This window comes from Salinibacterium hongtaonis (genome assembly GCF_003065485.1).
Taxonomy (GTDB): Bacteria; Actinomycetota; Actinomycetes; order Actinomycetales; family Microbacteriaceae; genus Homoserinimonas; species Homoserinimonas hongtaonis.
Genome location: NZ_CP026951.1, coordinates 573,408 through 590,968 on the forward strand (window position 1 = coordinate 573,408; position 17,561 = coordinate 590,968).

General features: G+C 59.4%; 14 protein-coding genes. 9 read left to right on the plus strand and 5 right to left on the minus strand.

The window, feature by feature from the left end; translation table 11 throughout:
- Nucleotides 1–63 precede the first annotated feature (63 nt).
- Both C2138_RS02895 and C2138_RS02900 read left to right on the plus strand, forming a co-directional pair.
- Entirely contained in the window at nucleotides 64–900 is an 837-nt protein-coding gene (locus C2138_RS02895; RefSeq protein WP_108515390.1) for an ABC transporter permease, read from the plus strand.
- The gene (locus tag C2138_RS02900; protein ID WP_108515392.1) at nucleotides 897–1,640 is read left to right on the plus strand and encodes an ABC transporter ATP-binding protein; all 744 of its coding nucleotides are present in this window, start codon (nucleotides 897–899) and stop codon (nucleotides 1,638–1,640) included. The genes C2138_RS02895 and C2138_RS02900 overlap by 4 nt, the downstream gene beginning before the upstream one ends.
- A gap of 8 nt (nucleotides 1,641–1,648) precedes the next feature.
- On the opposite strand, the gene C2138_RS02905 is transcribed toward C2138_RS02900, so the two are convergent.
- Complete coding sequence (locus C2138_RS02905) at nucleotides 1,649–2,980, minus strand: hypothetical protein (RefSeq protein ID WP_159078120.1); 1,332 nt, start codon at nucleotides 2,978–2,980, stop codon at nucleotides 1,649–1,651.
- A 217-nt stretch (nucleotides 2,981–3,197) separates the two neighbouring features.
- Between C2138_RS02905 and C2138_RS02910 the strand changes: the two genes are divergently transcribed.
- Both C2138_RS02910 and C2138_RS02915 read left to right on the plus strand, forming a co-directional pair.
- A complete protein-coding gene (locus C2138_RS02910; RefSeq protein ID WP_108515395.1) occupies nucleotides 3,198–4,547 on the plus strand; it encodes a glycosyltransferase in 1,350 nt (449 codons plus the stop codon).
- 99 nt (nucleotides 4,548–4,646) lie between these two features.
- Complete coding sequence (locus tag C2138_RS02915; RefSeq protein ID WP_108515396.1) at nucleotides 4,647–7,124, plus strand: glycosyltransferase; 2,478 nt, start codon at nucleotides 4,647–4,649, stop codon at nucleotides 7,122–7,124.
- On the opposite strand, the gene C2138_RS02920 is transcribed toward C2138_RS02915, so the two are convergent.
- Nucleotides 7,099–8,622, minus strand: coding sequence for a DUF2142 domain-containing protein (locus C2138_RS02920; RefSeq protein ID WP_159078121.1), 1,524 nt, complete (start codon nucleotides 8,620–8,622; stop codon nucleotides 7,099–7,101). The genes C2138_RS02915 and C2138_RS02920 overlap by 26 nt on opposite strands.
- Nucleotides 8,623–8,845: 223 nt before the next feature.
- Here C2138_RS02920 and C2138_RS02925 point away from each other — a divergent pair, with 223 nt between their 5' ends.
- Genes C2138_RS02925 through C2138_RS02940 form a run of 4 tightly spaced genes read left to right on the plus strand, consistent with a single transcriptional unit; the run spans nucleotide 8,846 to nucleotide 14,394 of the window.
- On the plus strand, nucleotides 8,846–10,084 hold the full coding sequence (locus C2138_RS02925) for an acyltransferase family protein (protein ID WP_159078122.1): 1,239 nt from the start codon (nucleotides 8,846–8,848) through the stop codon (nucleotides 10,082–10,084).
- Between the two features lie 47 nt (nucleotides 10,085–10,131).
- Entirely contained in the window at nucleotides 10,132–11,214 is a 1,083-nt protein-coding gene (locus C2138_RS02930) for an NAD-dependent epimerase/dehydratase family protein (protein WP_108515402.1), read from the plus strand.
- A 10-nt stretch (nucleotides 11,215–11,224) separates the two neighbouring features.
- Nucleotides 11,225–12,529, plus strand: a complete 1,305-nt coding sequence (locus C2138_RS02935; RefSeq protein ID WP_108515404.1) for a hypothetical protein — start codon at nucleotides 11,225–11,227, stop codon at nucleotides 12,527–12,529.
- Nucleotides 12,526–14,394 (plus strand): hypothetical protein, encoded by a 1,869-nt coding sequence (locus C2138_RS02940; protein WP_108515405.1) that lies wholly within the window; start codon nucleotides 12,526–12,528, stop codon nucleotides 14,392–14,394. Before C2138_RS02935 ends, C2138_RS02940 begins: the two co-directional genes overlap by 4 nt.
- Nucleotides 14,395–14,401: 7 nt before the next feature.
- On the opposite strand, the gene C2138_RS02945 is transcribed toward C2138_RS02940, so the two are convergent.
- The 3 genes from C2138_RS02945 to C2138_RS02955 are packed head-to-tail and all read right to left on the minus strand — an operon-like array spanning nucleotide 14,402 to nucleotide 16,470.
- The gene (locus C2138_RS02945) at nucleotides 14,402–14,755 is read right to left on the minus strand and encodes a DUF2304 domain-containing protein (protein ID WP_108515407.1); all 354 of its coding nucleotides are present in this window, start codon (nucleotides 14,753–14,755) and stop codon (nucleotides 14,402–14,404) included.
- Nucleotides 14,752–15,495 (minus strand): glycosyltransferase family 2 protein, encoded by a 744-nt coding sequence (locus tag C2138_RS02950; RefSeq protein WP_199286562.1) that lies wholly within the window; start codon nucleotides 15,493–15,495, stop codon nucleotides 14,752–14,754. Before C2138_RS02950 ends, C2138_RS02945 begins: the two co-directional genes overlap by 4 nt.
- Nucleotides 15,496–15,549: 54 nt before the next feature.
- Nucleotides 15,550–16,470 (minus strand): glycosyltransferase, encoded by a 921-nt coding sequence (locus C2138_RS02955; RefSeq protein WP_241961157.1) that lies wholly within the window; start codon nucleotides 16,468–16,470, stop codon nucleotides 15,550–15,552.
- A 62-nt stretch (nucleotides 16,471–16,532) separates the two neighbouring features.
- On the opposite strand from C2138_RS02955, the gene gmd reads away from it, so the two are divergent.
- The gene (gene gmd, locus C2138_RS02960) at nucleotides 16,533–17,561 is read left to right on the plus strand and encodes a GDP-mannose 4,6-dehydratase (protein WP_108515409.1); all 1,029 of its coding nucleotides are present in this window, start codon (nucleotides 16,533–16,535) and stop codon (nucleotides 17,559–17,561) included.

Sequence of the window (17,561 nt, forward strand, 5' to 3'; positions counted from 1 at the left end):
TGGAGCGGTTCTGCGCTAGATTGGTCTCCGGCCAATTCCCGGCCAGACATTCAGTGAGGCTCAATGCGCTATTTGAAGGACTTTCTCTCTGCCCGAGAGCTCCTTGCAAACCTCACTCTTCGTGAAGTCAAAGGCAAGTACAAGCGAACCGTCTTCGGTCAGCTCTGGTCGCTGGTCAACCCGCTCGCGGTGATGCTCGTCTACACGCTTGTGTTCGGCATCCTCTTTCAGTTGCCGCCGCAGGTGGGGGACCCAAGCGGTATCGAGTATTACGCGCTCTGGCTGCTATGCGGCCTTCTACCGTGGCTGTTTTTCGCTGGTGTTCTCAACGCAGGAACCTCAGTCCTGGTCGGCAACGCAGGGCTGATTCAGAAGGTGTACTTCCCTCGCGCGGTACTACCCCTTTCGGTCGTTGGTGCGGTTGGCTTCAACTGGCTTTTCGAGATGGCAGTCCTGGCGATCGTCTTGAGCATCGCAGGAGCATTTGTGCTGCCGTGGTTGCCGCTGGTTATCGTCACAATGCTGTTGCTCGCACTGTTCGCATCGGGAATTGCTCTCATGCTCTCGATTGCGAATGTGTACTTCCGAGACACCGAACACCTGCTGTCTATTGCTCTCCAGATGTGGATGTACCTCACCCCGATCATCTATCCCGTCTCACTCGTCGCGGTGCAGTCAGACAAGGTGGGCGGTCTACTCGGCACCCCGGTAACGCTTCTCGACATTTACCAGCTGAACCCGATGGCAAGTTTTGTAGAGGTTTTTCGCAATTTGCTCTACGACAACAGGTTTCCCGACACCAGCAGCATGGTTACGTGCCTCATTTGGGCGGTCGGAATGTTCGCAATTGGGTTGACGATCTTCGCCCGCAAGGAGAAGGGCCTGGCTGAGGCGCTATGAGTGGCGATACTGCAGTTCGAGTTCACGAAGTCAGCAAGAAGTTTCGCCTATATCACGAGCGTAACCAGACTCTGAAGGCCGCCATCATGCGCGGGCGGACCTCCGTCCACGAGGACTTCTGGGCGCTCAACGATGTTTCGTTCGATGTGCCTCGCGGTTCGACTTTCGGCCTAATCGGCAGCAACGGGTCCGGTAAATCTACCCTGCTCAAGTGCCTCGCAAAGATATATACGCCAGACAAGGGCAGCATCACACACAACGGCAAGATGGCAGCTTTGCTCGAAGTCGGGTCAGGTTTCCACCACGAGCTATCTGGTCGCGAGAACATTTATCTCAATGGCTCCATTCTGGGGATGTCCAAAAAAGAGATAGACAGCAAGTACGACGAAATCGTCGAGTTCTCAGGAGTTGAACGATTCATCGATCAGCCGGTGAAGAATTACTCCTCTGGAATGTACGTGCGGTTGGGGTTCTCAGTAGCCATTCACGTTGAGCCGGACATCCTGGTCGTTGATGAGGTTCTCGCTGTCGGCGACGCCGAGTTCCAGGAGAAGTGCTTTAGGAAATTCCGCGATCTAAAAACGAACGGCAAGACCGTGATCCTGGTCAGCCACGCAATGTCCACAGTGCTGGAAATGTGTGACAGCGCTGCTTGGCTGAACAAGGGAAGTCTGATGATGGCCGGGCCCGTCGACGAAACCGTCGCGGCCTATAGGCAGTCACTCAATCTCGGGGAATAGCGCCTCGGCTAGAGGTAGAAGCCCGCGAGGGAGAACGTGCTAATCGTGATGCCGTAGGCGAGTATTAGCCAAACGCTAATCCTGTTGTTAGCGATCATCCCGATAGCTAACAGCATCATGGGAGCCATGCCCAACGTGTAGCGGGGAATCACTGGAGCTACCTCACCGAGCAAAAGCTGGAACGCGATCATCAGCGCGGGGGCGAACAGAGTGGCCGAGACGGCGATCGCAATGCTCCACGCGCGGTTCCTGTCATCGTGATGGTCTCTAAAGAACCAGCCGACTACTCCAGCCACAAGGAGCGCAGCGTAAGGTGCCTGCATTATGGCGCTCCACCCCATACCTATGCTGACACCGTCGCGGGGAAGCAAGAAGGTAAAGAGCGAGGCGATGGTGGCACGGGGGGAAAGGTCTGTCGAGATTCCTTGATCAGGGCCCTCGCCGACGCTCGAAGCCTTCCATATCAACAGCCAGATGATTTCGGCCGCAATTGCCGTGGCGGCCGTAATTGCCGCCACAACGGCCATTCGAACCGGCGACGGTGGTGCCGACCGGTAGCCTGCCCGGTGGCGAAAGAAAGCGTGCGCGAGGAGTGCCAGGACCACGATCCCGACAGCGAAAATGTTGGTGATTTTGAACCACACGGCCACGGCCGCCGCGATGGCGAGCCAGGGTGCGTACCGCCCCGTCTTCGCGAATTTCACTGCCAGCAGGCCGAGGGTTGCGCCGGCGAGAAGACTCGGGGCATCTGTGCTGATGAAATTGGAGGCATAAAAGGTCGTAGAGAGCCCGGTGTAGCTGAGGCCAAGACCGAGAATGAGAATTGGGCGCAGACGAAACTCGCGGAGGAACATCGTGAGCACAATGAGGCCGCCGGCCAGCCACAGAGCGCTCACAGCCCGACTGGCAATAAGGAGATCCACCCCGGTGACGAACTGAATCACTGACGCGGCAGCCCAGGTGGTCGCGAAATACGCAGGAGTGTACGGGTCGGCTGACGTCTTACCTTCTTGAGGATAAAGCTCGGGCTCGTCGTATGTCCCGTCAAGTCCGGTGCACGGCTCGCCGCGAGGGCCGTATCCGTCGCCGAAACACGCCATGAGGCTCAGGGCATCTTCGCCAATATTCTCGCCTTGATGGACGTAAAGCTGGCTCGGCACCTTGCTGATGTAGTCGTAGTACACCCACTCGTCGAACGGGGAGAAAGCCCGCGAGCCTTGTGCCGTATTGCTGAAGCACATCGCCAATGCAACGATCACCAACACGATGGCGACCCACGAAGTACGGAGCCAGGCCTTGAAACCGCCGCCGGACGCACTGTTGGCTGGCTCATCACTCACGGTTGTACGCAGGGTGTCAGTCTGAACACGGTGGGACTCTTTCATCGTGGTGCTGACCGATGCCTTTCCGGCGATAGTTGAGTGACAAAACGCACCAAAGCTTATCCCGTGCTCGGTGGACTTATACCGGCCGTTCCCAGAAAGCCGGGTGTTAAGATCGAATTCTGCTCGGTGATACTCGCCTGTGCCTTCCCCTGTCATTTAAGGACGATTCTTAATGCCCCAGCGCAGACGTGTCCTCGTAGTCACCGCCGATTCGCTGGCCACTCGCATGGCCGGTCCAGCGATTCGTGCGTTTGAAATTGCAAAGCAACTCTCCAAAGTCTCGGATGTGCGACTCGTCTCCACGACGCACGCAACGTTGGCACATCCGGATTTCGACGTCATCGAAGCAACGGCAGAGACTCTGGTCTCAGATGTCGAATGGTCGGATGTCATCGTCTTTCAGGGACACTTGCTCGCCTCGTTCCCCTGGATCAAGAAGACCGACAAAATCATCGTCGCGGACATCTACGACCCCATGCACCTGGAGCAGCTCGAACAAGGAAAAGACCTGACCCCTGTTCAGAGGTTGGCTGGCTCGGTCGACGTCATTCGGGTGCTCAATGAACAGATACAGCGGGCGGATTACATGCTCTGCGCGTCGGAAAAGCAACGAGACTTTTGGCTCGGCCAGCTTGCCTCAGTAGGCAGGGTAAATCCGGTGAGCTACGACCACGATCCGAGCCTGCGCAAACTGCTCGACGTCGCTCCTTTCGGCCTGGACGGCGCAGCGCCCGTGCAACGAAGGCATGCAATCAAAGGAACGGTGCCTGGCATTGGCATCGAAGACAAGGTCATTCTGTGGGGAGGCGGGATCTACAACTGGTTCGACCCACTCACTCTGGTGAAGGCAGTTGCTGCACTCGCTGTGCGGCGCCCGAACGTTCGTCTCTTTTTTCTCGGAGGGCAGCACCCCAACCCGAACGTGCCACAGATGCGGATGGCCTTTGAAGCCCGGGAACTTGCAGAGCGGCTCGGGCTGCTTGGCACTGTCGTTTTCTTCAACGAGGGTTGGGTGCCGTATGAGGAGCGAGCAGACTTTTTGCTTGACGCAGACCTTGGGGTTAGCACTCACCTCGATCATCTGGAGACGGCATTTAGCTTTCGCACTCGCATACTCGATTACCTCTGGGCGTCGCTCCCAATAGTCAGCACTGAGGGCGATACGTTTGCCGAGCTCATAGTCGAGAATCAGCTCGGAAAAGTAGTTCCTGCTGAGGATGTCGCCGCTCTCGAGCTTGCGCTTGAACAGGTGCTTTTCGATAGTGAGGCGCATGCGGCGACAACCGCGCGGGTCGCCGCCTTTGCCGAGGCTATGAGATGGCCGACGGTGCTTCAGCCGCTGGTGAACTTCTGCCTTACTGGTGAACGCGCACCCGATTTAGTGCAGCAGGTGGAACTCGCCGGCAGCAGCAGGGTGCGGGAGCTTGAAACGCGAGTCGCCGGCCTGGAAACAAGCTTCTCATGGCGTGTCACCAAACCAGTCCGCGTACTCAGCGATCTCGCGCGAAAGCTGCGTTTCTGATCTGGTCTCGCCCGTCACGTCGATCGAGTTCGAGGCGACGGGCCTCGACCGTCGGTTGGTAAACTCCGGCTGGCTAGATCCCTCATTCGAAAGGCTCACATGCACAAGCTGCGACCGGGAGTCGTCTCCGTCGTCCTCGTTAACTTTCGCGGAACCGACGACACCATCGAGGCTATTGGGCACCTCGGCCAGATTAACTGGCCGCAGGAGAAGCTTGAGATCGTGGTCGTCGAAAACGGGTCTGGTGATGACAGCGCAGAGCGCATTCGGGCTGCAGCGCCGCACGTGAAGTTGGTCATCTCCAAGACAAACGATGGGTTCGCGGGCGGATGCAACAGGGGGGTAGCTGCATCCAGTGGCGAGTTCGTTGCGCTATTGAATAACGATGCCAGGCCAGACAAGCAATGGATTCGAGCGGCAGTCGACAAGTTCGGTCAGGACGATGCGATTGGTGCTGTAGCCAGCCGGGTGCTCGATTGGGAGGGCAATCTCGTCGACTACATCGGCTCGGCGATGACGTGGTACGGAATGGGCTACAAGCCGTTCACGGCAGAGCCGATCCCGAAGACGCCCGACGTTCCGCAGGACGTGCTCTTTGGCACGGGGTCAGCGATGTTTGTGCGGCGCAGCGTTTACGACGCGCTCGGCGGGTTCGACGAGCGCTACTTTATGTTCTTCGAAGACGTCGATTTTGGTTGGCGACTCAACCTGCGCGGTTGGCGTTTTGCCTATGAGCCGGAGTCTCTGGCGTTCCATAAGCACCATGCTTCGATGGCGGAGTTCGGCTCCTACAAGGAGACGTACCTGCTTGAGCGCAATGCCCTCTACACCCTCTATAAGAACCTCGATGAGAGAGCGCTACATGAAGCGCTCCCCGCGGCCATCGCCCTCTCCATCCGGCGCGGCATCAGTCGTAGCGAGCTGGACTCTACCGATTTCGACCTGCGCAAGCCTGGGGGCGACGGCGAGCCGACCATCGAGGTACCCAAGCAGGCAGTGTCGGCTATGTTCGCGATCGATCAGTTCACAGAGCACCTCCCCGGCTTGCGGAAGTCGCGCGACGAGATTCAGACGACCCGGACCATCAGCGACAGCATGCTCTGGCGACTCTTCGGCGAAGTGGACGCACCCGTCTATCAGGCGGAAAGCTACCTAGACGGCTACACAAACCTCGTGACGGCGTTCGACGTCCTTGAGCCTGCCCAACGCACGCGCGTTGTCATTGTCACGGGTGACCCGATCGGCAAGAAGCTTGCGGGCCCCGCCATTCGGGCCTGGAATATGGCCGAGTTGCTCTCACGCGCCAACGACGTGACTCTTGTCACGCTGACCGGCGCAGAAGAGATCCAAGCCCCCTTTGCAATTGTGCATGTGCGCCCCGGCGATGACGCAAGCTTCAGCACTCTTGAAGCATGGGCAGATGTCATCGTTTTTCAGGGTCACGCCATGGCCGTTTTTGAGTCTCTCCGCAATAGCGACAAGATCCTCGTCGTGGACATATATGACCCGATGCATCTTGAGCAACTCGAGCAGGGTCGGGAGTTACCCGCTGCACAGTGGTCCGAGCAGGTTAAGGATGCGACTGAGGTGCTCAATGAGCAGCTTGAACGCGGTGACTTCTTCTTGTGCGCATCCGACCGTCAGAAGATGTTCTGGCTCGGCCAGCTTGCGGCTCTCGGCCGGATCAACCCTGCCACCTACGATGGTGACCCCGATCTCGACGGACTCATCAGTATTGCTCCGTTCGGGCTTCCTTCAACGCCGCCCCGCCACGAGCACGACGTGCTTAAGGGTGTGCTCCCTGGCATCGGCACCGACGACAAACTCCTGCTATGGAGCGGCGGGCTGTACAACTGGTTCGACCCGAAGACGCTTATTCGAGCCGTCGCCCAGCTGTCTCACCGCCACGACAATGTAAGGCTTTTCTTTCAAGGCACGAAGCATCCGCACCCCGGTGTGCCGGAAATGACCATCGTCGCAGAGTCGCGAGCGCTTGCTGCAGAAATTGGCGTGCTCGACACGTCGGTGTTCTTCAACGAGTCGTGGGTCGACTACAGCGAACGCCAGAACTACCTGACAGAGGCGGACGCCGGGGTTAGCACCCATTTCTCGCATATCGAGACCACGTTCTCTTTCCGCACCCGCATCCTCGACTATCTCTGGGCGGAGTTGCCCATGGTAGTGACAGAGGGCGATCACTTTGCTGAGCTCGTCGCCTCAGAGAATCTCGGGATTGTCGTCGAGGCGGGCAATGAGGGGCAGCTCGCTGACGCACTCGAGAAGGTCCTATTCGATGAGGCCTTCATCGCCGAGGCGAAGGCCAACATTCACAGGGTGCGCGAGCGTTACTACTGGCAGGCTGCGTTAGCACCTCTCGTCGACTTCGTCGCCGATGCTCACCATGCCGGCGACCGTAGCGTGCTGAGCGCACGGCGTGCTGCCGGGGCCGCGCGTAATCGCAAGCGTCGTAGGCGTACAGGTCTTGCCCACGACGTTGAGCGCGCTTTCTTCTATATGCGCACGGCCGGTCCCGCCGCTGTCATTGGCAAAGTCAAGAAGAGACTGAAGAGGCGCTGACCTCGTCGCGCATTTCGCGCCAAGACCCACGAATAAGCAGCGCGACAGACACCGTAACGGCGATTCCACATAGCGCCAGAAGCATCAAAGCTCCGCCCGGCGGCTGCCATTCTGGTGACCTGAAAAAATCGAGCCATGAGTAGTCTTCGCCTACGACGTAGCGGCGCAGTGTCGCGGCGAACGCAAGAACATGGCCGAGCCCCATCGCTGCCGCGACGATGAAGACTGTCCTGCGCGCGGCAGGCAACAGTGTTCGCGCCGAATCGAGAGATGGTGAGGGGACACTCGTAGCGGCGAAGGCCGCACACGCCATCACAAGGCAGACGAAGAGCGGGAAGTTGTAGCGCCCTTGCCAAATGAACCCACCACTTGTTATGTACAGTCCCTGGATGATGGGAGGCAAGAGAAGGAACGCCGCGCCGAGGCCCACGGATACCCAAGCCTCGCGGCCTCGCAATAGTGCCGCTGCAAGAAGGAGTAGGCCGCCGACGAGGGTTGCCCAAATGAACTGCACTATCAGAGGAGCTGGCGTGTCCATCCAACCGAATAGTCCGATGAGGTGTGCCGCGAACTCGAACGTCTGCTGGATGGTGAAGACAAAACCGTAGGCAGCGGGCGCACCTGTGCTGGGATATTCAGGCGCAGTCGTGGTGTCGATTCCTGCCGTCAATGAGCTTGTCCCGAAAAGCCACACGAGGGCGAAGCCTGCGGCAATGCCGACTCCGACTATCGCGCTGATCACAGCTCTTTTTTTCAGTAACGCGCGAAGCTGGGTCCACGACAGCAGGAATAGCGGAGCGATTATCGCGACGGCAACCCAGAGCGGAGAGAGCCCGCGAGCGTTTACCGCTGCGAGAGCTGAGACGACGAGAATGGCGGATCTGGCAGAAAGCAACGAAACCGCCGGTTCACGCGCGATGCTGAGCATCGCGACAAAAACGGCGAGGGTCGCGGTCGTTTCGATGCCGTTGGGGTTAATCGTCCCCGCGAGGAAAAGAGCCATAGGGGTCGCTGTGACCGCTAACGCGAGGGTTGGAAGGGTCGGGCGTCGCCATGTTCTCACCATCACAAAAGCGAGAGCAAGAAAAACCGTGGTGAACAGTGCGCTCATGAGTCGCATGGCGTAAATGCCAGCTTCCGTCTCGAAGAGCAGCGACGGCCACCCTACTACTAGGTAGTAGAGGGGATTGTAAAGGCCGGCCGTGGTCGTCGACTCGACGATAGACCCCGGATCGATCGGAGATGCAGTCGCGCAGGCAGCAGAGGTCTTGTCGTTGAAGGCAAAGCACGACTGCGCGTGCGTCCAGGCTATGTACTGGGGCACGTGCACCGCGTGGCCAAAGCCAGAAGGGGTGCCGATGAACTCGCCGCGGACAACCGACGCTGCCTTCACCAGGTGGGCGGGTTCGTCAGGTGCTGCACTAATCGGCGTTGCGAAAGTCCAGAGAGCACTGAGTACAAAGAGAGCTGCCCAGGCCGTGAAGAATACCTTCCACATGTGTCTCTGGTTCTCGTCACGTCTCGCGGGAGGATCGGTCGTCGAGGCAGCGCTGATATTGACGAGATGAGGCATGAACCGTCCTGTTCACAATGGACTGGAGCCTGCCAGGCGCGGGCAACCCCCGCCCATTGTAATAGTCTGGAGGTGCCGTCGGTCTGACGGCCGTCCCACACGGCATGCATGCCATCACCTGGATGCGAGCAGGAGAAACCCTTTCACTATGACCTCAGCATCTGCCGCCGAGGTACCGCCACCAAATCCATTGGCGCGCGCACCACGTAAGCCCTACCGCAGCATCTCTGAGGGCCTTGCCGGGCACCGAAATTCACTTGGTGTTTTACGTCTCGTGCTCGCGGGCCTCGTCATCATCTCCCATGCCTTCCCTCTGGGGGGATGGGGAGAAGACCCAATGCTCGGCTGGACGAAGTATCAGGAATCCATCGGCGGCCTAGCAGTTGTCGGCTTCTTCGCTATAAGCGGTTATCTGATCGCCAAGAGTGGCGCCGGCGTCGACATCCTGCAGTTCCTCTGGCGAAGGGTGCTCCGCATCTTTCCCGCGTTCTGGCTCGTGCTAATCGTTGGCGCTGTGATCGTCGGCCCGATCGTCTGGCTGCTCGACGGTAATCGTCCCGGGGGGTATCTGGTCAACTGGGGTGCCGGGGGCCCCGTCGGATACATCGTGCTAAATGCCGACCTCACCATGAGGCAGTGGGGCATTCATGACATCTTTATTGACACTCCCTGGGGCCAGCACACAGGCTCGAGCGCGCTCAACGGGTCTCTGTGGACACTGGCCTATGAGTGGAGCTGCTACCTCATCATTGCGGTGCTCGTCGTGCTCGGTGTACTCAAGCGGGCGCGCTGGGTTGTGTTGCTCGTTACTCTTTTCTACTTCGGTGTCGCCGTCTCCACTTATGTCGTGCCCGGCCTTGCGGCTTCTGTAATCCCTCAGTTCGGCGACCGGTTCCGCATCACCCTGCCCTTGATCTTTCTCATCGGCGCTTGCTTCGCGATGTACTCGCGCAGTATTCCGCTCAACGACATCCTCGGAGTGTTCAGCGGGATCGTCGTCGTCGCCAGTCTTGCGTTCGGCGGATGGATCTTTGTCGGGTTCCCGGCCTTTGCTTATCTCCTGCTGTGGGCGGCAGCAAGACTGCCGGAGTGGATGCAGTGGATTGGCGCGAAAAACGATTACTCCTACGGCGTATACGTCTACGGATTTCTGGTGCAACAGTTCACCTCGTATCTCGGCTGGCATCACTGGGGTTACATTCCCTGGGTTCTGGCGACAGTCGTTGTCACGGGCGCTTGTGCCTGGTTGAGTTGGCATCTGGTTGAGAAACGCGCCATGCAGCTCAAGGATTTTGGCCCCGGTCGCGGCCTGCGGTACTGGTTTGGATGGGCCCGCCAGCGGTTCAGCCGAAACTCTGAGAAAATCAAGGCTGCGCCGCAAGATTAACCGGCCAGAGCCGTTCCTTTAGCGTCACCCCACGAGGAGAAGAACACGTGAAGACACAGCAGCATGCCACGGACCTTGGCACAGTCCTTGTCACAGGCGGCGCCGGATTCATTGGCTGCGCTTTGTCGCAGTTGCTTGCAGAGAAGGCCCAGCGCTGGGTCGTGCTCGACAGCTTGCACCCGCAGGTGCACCCGACAACCGAGCGCCCAGACGAGCTGCATGCTGCGGCAGAGCTAGTCGTCGGTGACGTAACGGATGCCGCGGCCTGGGACGCGCTGCTCGCAGGGGTTAAGCCCGACATCGTTGTGCACCTTGCGGCCGAAACCGGGACCGCGCAATCTCTGCACGAAGCCACCCGTCACGCTGACGTTAACGTTGTCGGCACGACGACGATGCTTGACGCCTTTGGCCGCGCTGGCCACACGCCCGCCCATTTTGTGCTGAGCAGCAGCCGCGCTGTCTACGGAGAAGGCGAATGGCGCCGCGCCGACGGAAGTACTTTTCTCCCCGGGCAGCGTTCGCACGCACAGCTCGAGCGAGGTGAATGGGACTTTAAGGACGCAACACCTTTGCCGAGCGCGGCCTCCCGCACGTGGCCCGCGCCCACCAGTGTCTACGGGGCGACCAAGCTGGCGCAGGAGCACATCCTCTCTGCATGGACGGGGTCACACGACAGCAACCTCACTGTCTTGCGCTTTCAAAACGTTTATGGGCCGGGCCAGTCGCTCATCAACCCGTACACCGGCATTGTCTCGCTGTTTTCGCAGATGGCAATGCGGGGAGAGAGCATCCCGGTCTACGAAGACGGGCGGATCACGAGAGACTTCGTCTACATCGACGATGTCGCAAGGTCACTCGCCGCAGTCATCGAGTATCCGCCTGTCGCCGACGGCGTGCCGTGCTTCGACATTGGCTCGGGCGTTGGCACGACGATCCTGGAGTTGGCGCAGGCGATTGCACGATTCCATGGGGCGTTGGAGCCCAAGATCAACGGCGCCTATCGTGACGGAGACGTGCGCCATGCAGAAGTCGAAATCGATGATTCTCTCGCCGGAATCGATTGGAAGCCGGAATGGAATGTCGACCGCGGCATCGCAGCGCTGCAGGAGTGGATAGCGGCGCGGGTCTAGGGGGCCTCATATGGAGCCCATCCTGAGCGGCGAGCCAGACGGAGCGCTGCCCGTCGCCGTACCGACGAAAAACGTGGCGCCCGGCGGCGCCGCGCTCATCATGGGTTCGACGGTTATTGCTGGTGTTGCTGGCTACCTGGTCACCTGGCTCGTCAATCTCAATATCGGCCCGGCAGCCTACGCTTTATTCGCGATCTTTTGGGCGGCTATTTACCTCGTCATCGGGGCGCTCTCGGGTGTGCAGCAGGAGATTACGCGTGCGACACATCCGATTGCCCCCGGCAGCCGAGAAAAGGCCAGCCGCGCTCGTAACTTCGCTCTCGTTGGTGCGCTGGTGGTCGTCGTCGTCGTCGTTGTATCTGCTCCACTCTGGGTGAGTTATGTGTTTGCCGACGCCGGGTGGGCGCTAGTCCCGCCGCTCGCGGTGGGCGCTGCCTCCTATGTACTTGTAGCTACCTTATCCGGCTCGCTGTATGGCTTGACCCAGTGGCGCTCGCTCGCTTTGCTCATGAGCTTCGATGCCCTGCTTCGGCTCGCGCTGCTCGGTTGCGCCTTGCTCGTCACTCACGACATCGTCGTTCTCGCCTGGATGGTTGCTCTGCCGTTTCCGCTCACAATCGCGCTGCTGTGGCCGGTCGTGCGGGCTGGCTTCGTCGGCCGAAGTGACATCGATGTTGGGTATCGGTCACTTAGCTGGAATGTGGCACGCACGGTGCTGGCCTCGACCGCGACAGCCATGCTGGTGAGTGGCCTGCCTCTGCTGCTGGGAGTCGCCGCGACCGGTGTCGACCAGGCATTTCTTGGGGAACTTCTCTTCACGATCACGCTCTCGAGGGCACCCCTGATCGTCACGGTGATGGCGCTGCAGAGCTATTTTCTGCTTCAATTCCGCAACAACCCCACGACGTGGGCGCGCACGTTCCTCAGAACCCAGGGCGTCATTGCCGTGGGAACAGTGGTGATCGCCGCGCTCGCCTGGTGGCTCGGGCCTTCGGCGTTCGCGCTCGTCACCGGACGGGCCAGCTCTATTGAGGGCTCATTCATCGCCGTACTCGTCGTCTCGTCTGGACTCGTAGGCTCGCTGTGTCTGAGTGCACCGGCCGTACTTGCCAAGGGGCAACATTTTGTCTATTCCTTCGGCTGGGTAGTGGCCGCGGTCGTCACGATCGCCGTACTGGCACTGCCGATTGCCTTCATGGATCGTGTCGTCCTGGCTCTTCTCGCGGGCCCTGTAGCTGGCCTCATCGTCCACCTTGGCTGGCTCGTGGCCTCGCGTAGCAAAGGTGCAGTCAGCGATGTCAAGGCGGACGTGTGACCGTAACCCACCGGAGCCACCTCGTGCGAGTCGCTGTGGTGGGTATTTTCATGGCGGCTACGGGAGCAGCCGCCATTGCTGCAGTCGCAGGCGCGTCAGTCGGCATGCTATTGCTCATCGCACCTGTGCCATGGGCGTTTGCGATAGGAGCGCGTAAGGGGGTTGGGCTCGCCGTAGCGCTGCCGCTGCTGCTCAGCTTCTGGGCGCTTGGCGGTGTGCTCGCAGTTACCGCAGCGACGAACCTGCCCATGCTCCCCACCGTCATCACGCTCTGGACCGTCATCGGGCTGGGTGGAGCCGCGGCATGTGCGAGTCGTGTCGATTCGGTTCGGCTGCCGTCGCGAGCTGCGCTCGCGGCGTGGTTGCCTGCATTGCTCGGAGCAGCAGTGTGGCTGTCAACGATTTCCGTCGCAGGCGTGCTGAAGGGCTCGTCTAGAATTTCCTGGGTAATGAGCGGTGACTCCGCCAATAACCTGCTGTTCGCTCGAGAAGTTGTCTATCGCGGGGGAATCGTTTTCGGTCCCCTCGAGAATCCAGTGCCGCTGACATCTGCACTCCTGGGAGCATCAATCGCAGCAGGCCGCGACAGAGTTGCACCGCAGCAGTTGCTCGCCCATGACCTCGAATCGTTCGCCGCCCTGTGGGCGTTGCTAATAGCTTTGCTCTGCGTTCTCTCCGGCGCTGTCGCGGCATCGATTGTGCGGGCTGTAACCCTGCGCCCGGTCACGATCGGCATTGTTGCGGCCGGCGCCTCGTGTCTCCCTCTCACCTGGTTTGTCTCGGGCTATCCGATCGAATTCGGCTTCTTTAATACGGCGATTTCGCTCGTTATTGTGCTCGCTGCGTTCCTCGCTTTCCTCAGCTATCGCACGAGCCCAGCTCTAGTGCTCGCCGCACAGGCATTCACCGCCACCCTGCTGCTCGCTGTATGGAGTCCGCTGGTGCTGCTGCCAGCGTCGCTCGGCTTCGTGACGATCGTGTTTATGTGGCGCGAGTTGCTCGCGACCCGTCGATCAAGTTTGTGGCTACTAGTCATCGCGATCGCGCAGCTGATCGTCTTCGGGTTAGCGGTGGTCCTGCCTAGTGTGGTGAGCCTTGGCGATTTCCTCAAGGCTCAAGGAGCCGTGCACGGGTTTCGCACGGTGATGTTGCCGCTGCTTGCGCTGGCTGCAGTGGGCCTCGCTCTGTTTGCCTTGAAGGGTCACCGTAGCTCTGCGCTTGCGGGGACGATAGCAATCATCTCCGGTTCAGGCGCGATTCTTGGAGTGTTGCTCTTTATCTCACGCAACGAGCCCGTTCCCTGGACCTACTATCCGCTGAAGTTCGCGTGGCTAGCATCCGTAATTCTCATTGTGATCATTGCGGGTCTGCTGCCCGCCCTGGCTCTCCGCTTCTTACGGGGACACTCGATGCAGCAGATCGGCGTCGCTGCTGTCATGATCGCGACACTTGTCGGTCTCGTCGTCATGCCGAAGCTCGCGTTTAGCCTTGACACTCGAGGGCCGCTCGCGAGAATCATCGACGGCGACTTCCTGGGCGACGGCGACTCTGTCGCCCGACAAATCGTGAGTCTCTCCGACCCGGATCAGTCGCACCTACTGTGGCAGACGGGGCAGCATTACGAGACGGCCGTGAATTTCTGGCTGATGATGATGTGGGCCGACTCCATGAAGGAGAACTTCGAGTTGCGCGCTGCAGCTTACGGGCTTGAAGGCACCGACGATGTTGGTGTTCTGTGCCGCAACATCGAGTTAATGGGGGGCAGAACAGTTGTTCACAGCAGAAGAGCTGATTTGCAGCAACTGCTCCACGACGAGTGCTCCACCGCTAACGCACAGGTAGTCCAAGCCCGGTTCTCGGATTGAACGGCGTCTATTCGGCGGTTTCTTTCTCCTTCATCTCAAGCTCTATGAGAGCGACTCTTTCCGCGAGGATGCGCGTCTTGCTTTCAAGCTTCGTTAGCTCAGAACTGTGTTGCAAACAGACGAGAAAGAGAATCGCGATGCTCACGAAGAAAACAAGGTTGGTCGGCACCTCAATGCCAACGGCCGAGGCGGCCCAGACCAAGGTTGAAGGAAACACTCCCGCGATTAGCGCCAGTAGACCGGCGACAAACCACCAGATGGCATGACGCTCGCGAAGCCGTCTTCGACGCAGCAGCTCCACGACGACGATCAGAATGAGCAACGCCGATGCTATGCCGAAGATGTAACTGGCCGCGGTCATGCGTTGCTCCCCGTGCGGTAGATCGACTTTGGTCGAATGAAGGCGAATACAAGTGCCATGCTCGCTCTGCCGAGGTAGGCAGCCGCTTTGAACGGGTTATGCGAAGGAACTCCGCCGGCACGCGGGCGCATCGCAACGGGGATTTGGCGAATGACGAGACCAGACCGCGAGGCGATCACGAGAGCTTCGATCGTATCGCCGAGATATTCTGCGGGATAGTGCTCGGCAAACAGTGCGACAGCGCGCGGCCCAGATGCTCGAAAACCAGAGGTGGTGTCGGTGAGGCGAGTACGCGAGGTTCGGCTCAGTATTGTTGCGAATACTTTCATCGCCCACTGGCGAGGTCCGCGGACCCGGTAATCGCCCTCGCCGGCAAAGCGGGCGCCCATCACGAGATCCGCGGAGTCGAGTGCCTCAAGGAGAGCAGGGACCCCGGCCGGATCATGCTGGCCGTCAGAGTCGACCTGCACAACATTGTCGAAGCCGTTTTCGAGGGCATAGCGAAAGCCAACCCTCATTGCGCCACCGACACCCAAGTTGAATGGAAGGGTGGCAACGAGGGCCCCGGCTTCGCGGGCGACCGCAGAAGTAGCGTCTCTTGACCCGTCGTCGACTACGAGCACGACGGTTCCCGGCAACGTCTTCTTTACCTCGCGCACAACGTTTCCGACGGCTTCCTCTTCGTTAAATGCAGGCATGACGATGAGTGTGCGGCCGGTGAGAGAAGAAGACACGCTCATGATTCTACCGAGGTGAGGCTTCTCACTTAGTCAGTGACAGCATGCCCAGCCACATCAGTAGGGGAGACCAAGAACGTGCCGGGTGAGAGTGCGCTTGCCGATCTTGTTATTTTTCGCGATGGCACCAGGGAGTTCTGTGAGTGCGTTGAGGCGTGACGTGACGTGGTTACGGGCTACTCGCGCTGCGCGGTTCCACCCAAGTTGGCGGCATGCAGCCGCCGCTTCGTAGAAAAGAGTGCGCTCTTGGCGAAACTTCGACCCATCCGGACCTGTAAGCGCCGAGACACTGCTCGAGTGGCGGCGATAGTTGAACACAATCTGGTCGTCGAGCACGAGGGTGCCACCCGCTTTCGCGATATCGAACAACATCGCCAGGTCTTGCACGACGTCGAGATCTGTGCGGAAGCCGGTAAGACGGCTCCTTCGCCAGACAAGCGAGGGAAAGTAGGTCCAGTTGCCGCGCAAGAGACTGACAGCAAGGTCTTGAGCCGAGAGCGTGCGGACCCCTGTGCCGCTAGGCCTGTACAGGGCCTTCACTCTGTCTGCGAGTGGTCTCGAGGGAGCACCGTTCTCATCTATTACGCTCACGCCAGGCTGAATAATGTCCGCATCCGGATGCTCTGTGAACAGGGACTGCACGCGGCCGACGTAGCTCGGGAGCATCACATCGTCGCAGCCCATGATGACGACGAATTCACTCCGGGCGAGCCTGACCCCCTTGTTGTAATTGCGACTCGGTCGCAGGTTCTGTTCATTGCGGATGTAAGTCACGCGGGGATCATCGATCGCCATTGCCCATTCGCCCGGGGCGAGATCAGGATAGACATCATCAACAATTGTGAGTCGCCAGTTCGGGTCGTTCTGCGCGAGCACGCTAGACACCGCCTCGCGAAAGTGATCGAAGCTGCCCCAAAACGGCATGATGATGTCTAGCGGCTGCGTGGAGCCAGATCGGTCGTTGTCCTGTGCGGTCACGGTCAACCAGCCTATCGCTGAGCAGAGCCGAGTCGGCTGAGTGGCTCAGGTAGACTCTCGCCATGAGTAATCTCAGCCCCAAGCGAGCCATAATCACGGGGATAACGGGCCAAGATGGCAGCTATCTGGCCGAGCTCCTTCTCTCAAAAGGCTATGAGGTTCACGGCTTCATTCGCCGCTCCTCAAGTTTTAACACGGGCCGTATCGATCACGTTTATCAAGAACCGCACGCCCCCAACCACAACCTGATCTTGCATTTTGCCGACCTTACTGACGCGTCGCGTCTTGTAACCCTGCTCAATGAGATTCAGCCGGACGAGGTCTACAACCTTGCGGCGCAATCGCACGTGCGCGTGAGCTTCGATGAGCCGGAGTACACCGGCGATGTGACGGGGCTGGGTACTATCCGTCTACTCGAGGCCATTCGCGCAGCTGGAGTGTCGCCGCGGTTCTACCAGGCTTCGAGCTCGGAGATGTTCGGGGCGACCCCTCCGCCGCAGAACGAGGAAACGCCGTTCTACCCAAGATCGCCGTATGGCGTCGCCAAGGTGTACTCCTATTGGATTACCCGTAATTATCGCGAGGCATATGGTCTTTTCGCGGTAAACGGAATCCTCTTCAACCATGAGTCGCCGCGCCGCGGTGGAACATTCGTCACCCGCAAAATCACTCGTGCTGTCGCTCGCATTGCCGCAGGGCAACAGTCAGAGCTCTACATGGGCAACCTCGACGCAGTGCGTGACTGGGGCTATGCCCCGGAGTATGTCGAGGCGATGTGGCGCATGCTTCAGCATGATGAACCTACCGATTATGTGGTTGCGACGGGAACGGCGTACTCAGTGCGCGACTTCCTTCAGTTTTCTTTTGAGCACGTCGGTCTCGACTGGGAGAAATTCGTCAAGTTCGATGAGCGATATCTCCGCCCCACCGAGGTTGACTCCCTCATTGGCGATGCTTCGAAGGCCAAGGACAAACTCGGGTGGACCCCGAAGATTCTGACGCCCCGGCTTGCCCAGATCATGGTCGATGCAGATGTTGCCGCACTTGGTGTAGAGGGTTCGCGCTTTATCGACTCCGTAGTGACGGCATAA

Excerpts from the sequence above, each read along its gene's own strand:
- C2138_RS02895 (WP_108515390.1), top strand. The coding sequence starts at position 64 with ATGCGCTATTTGAAGGACTTTCTCTCTGCCCGAGAGCTCCTTGCAAAC.
- C2138_RS02900 (WP_108515392.1), top strand. The coding sequence starts at position 897 with ATGAGTGGCGATACTGCAGTTCGAGTTCACGAAGTCAGCAAGAAGTTT.
- C2138_RS02910 (WP_108515395.1), top strand. The coding sequence starts at position 3,198 with ATGCCCCAGCGCAGACGTGTCCTCGTAGTCACCGCCGATTCGCTGGCC.
- C2138_RS02915 (WP_108515396.1), top strand. The coding sequence starts at position 4,647 with ATGCACAAGCTGCGACCGGGAGTCGTCTCCGTCGTCCTCGTTAACTTT.
- C2138_RS02920 (WP_159078121.1), bottom strand. The coding sequence starts at position 8,622 with ATGTGGAAGGTATTCTTCACGGCCTGGGCAGCTCTCTTTGTACTCAGT.
- C2138_RS02925 (WP_159078122.1), top strand. The coding sequence starts at position 8,846 with ATGACCTCAGCATCTGCCGCCGAGGTACCGCCACCAAATCCATTGGCG.
- C2138_RS02935 (WP_108515404.1), top strand. The coding sequence starts at position 11,225 with ATGGAGCCCATCCTGAGCGGCGAGCCAGACGGAGCGCTGCCCGTCGCC.
- C2138_RS02945 (WP_108515407.1), bottom strand. The coding sequence starts at position 14,755 with ATGACCGCGGCCAGTTACATCTTCGGCATAGCATCGGCGTTGCTCATT.
- C2138_RS02950 (WP_199286562.1), bottom strand. The coding sequence starts at position 15,495 with ATGAGCGTGTCTTCTTCTCTCACCGGCCGCACACTCATCGTCATGCCT.
- gmd (WP_108515409.1), top strand. The coding sequence starts at position 16,533 with ATGAGTAATCTCAGCCCCAAGCGAGCCATAATCACGGGGATAACGGGC.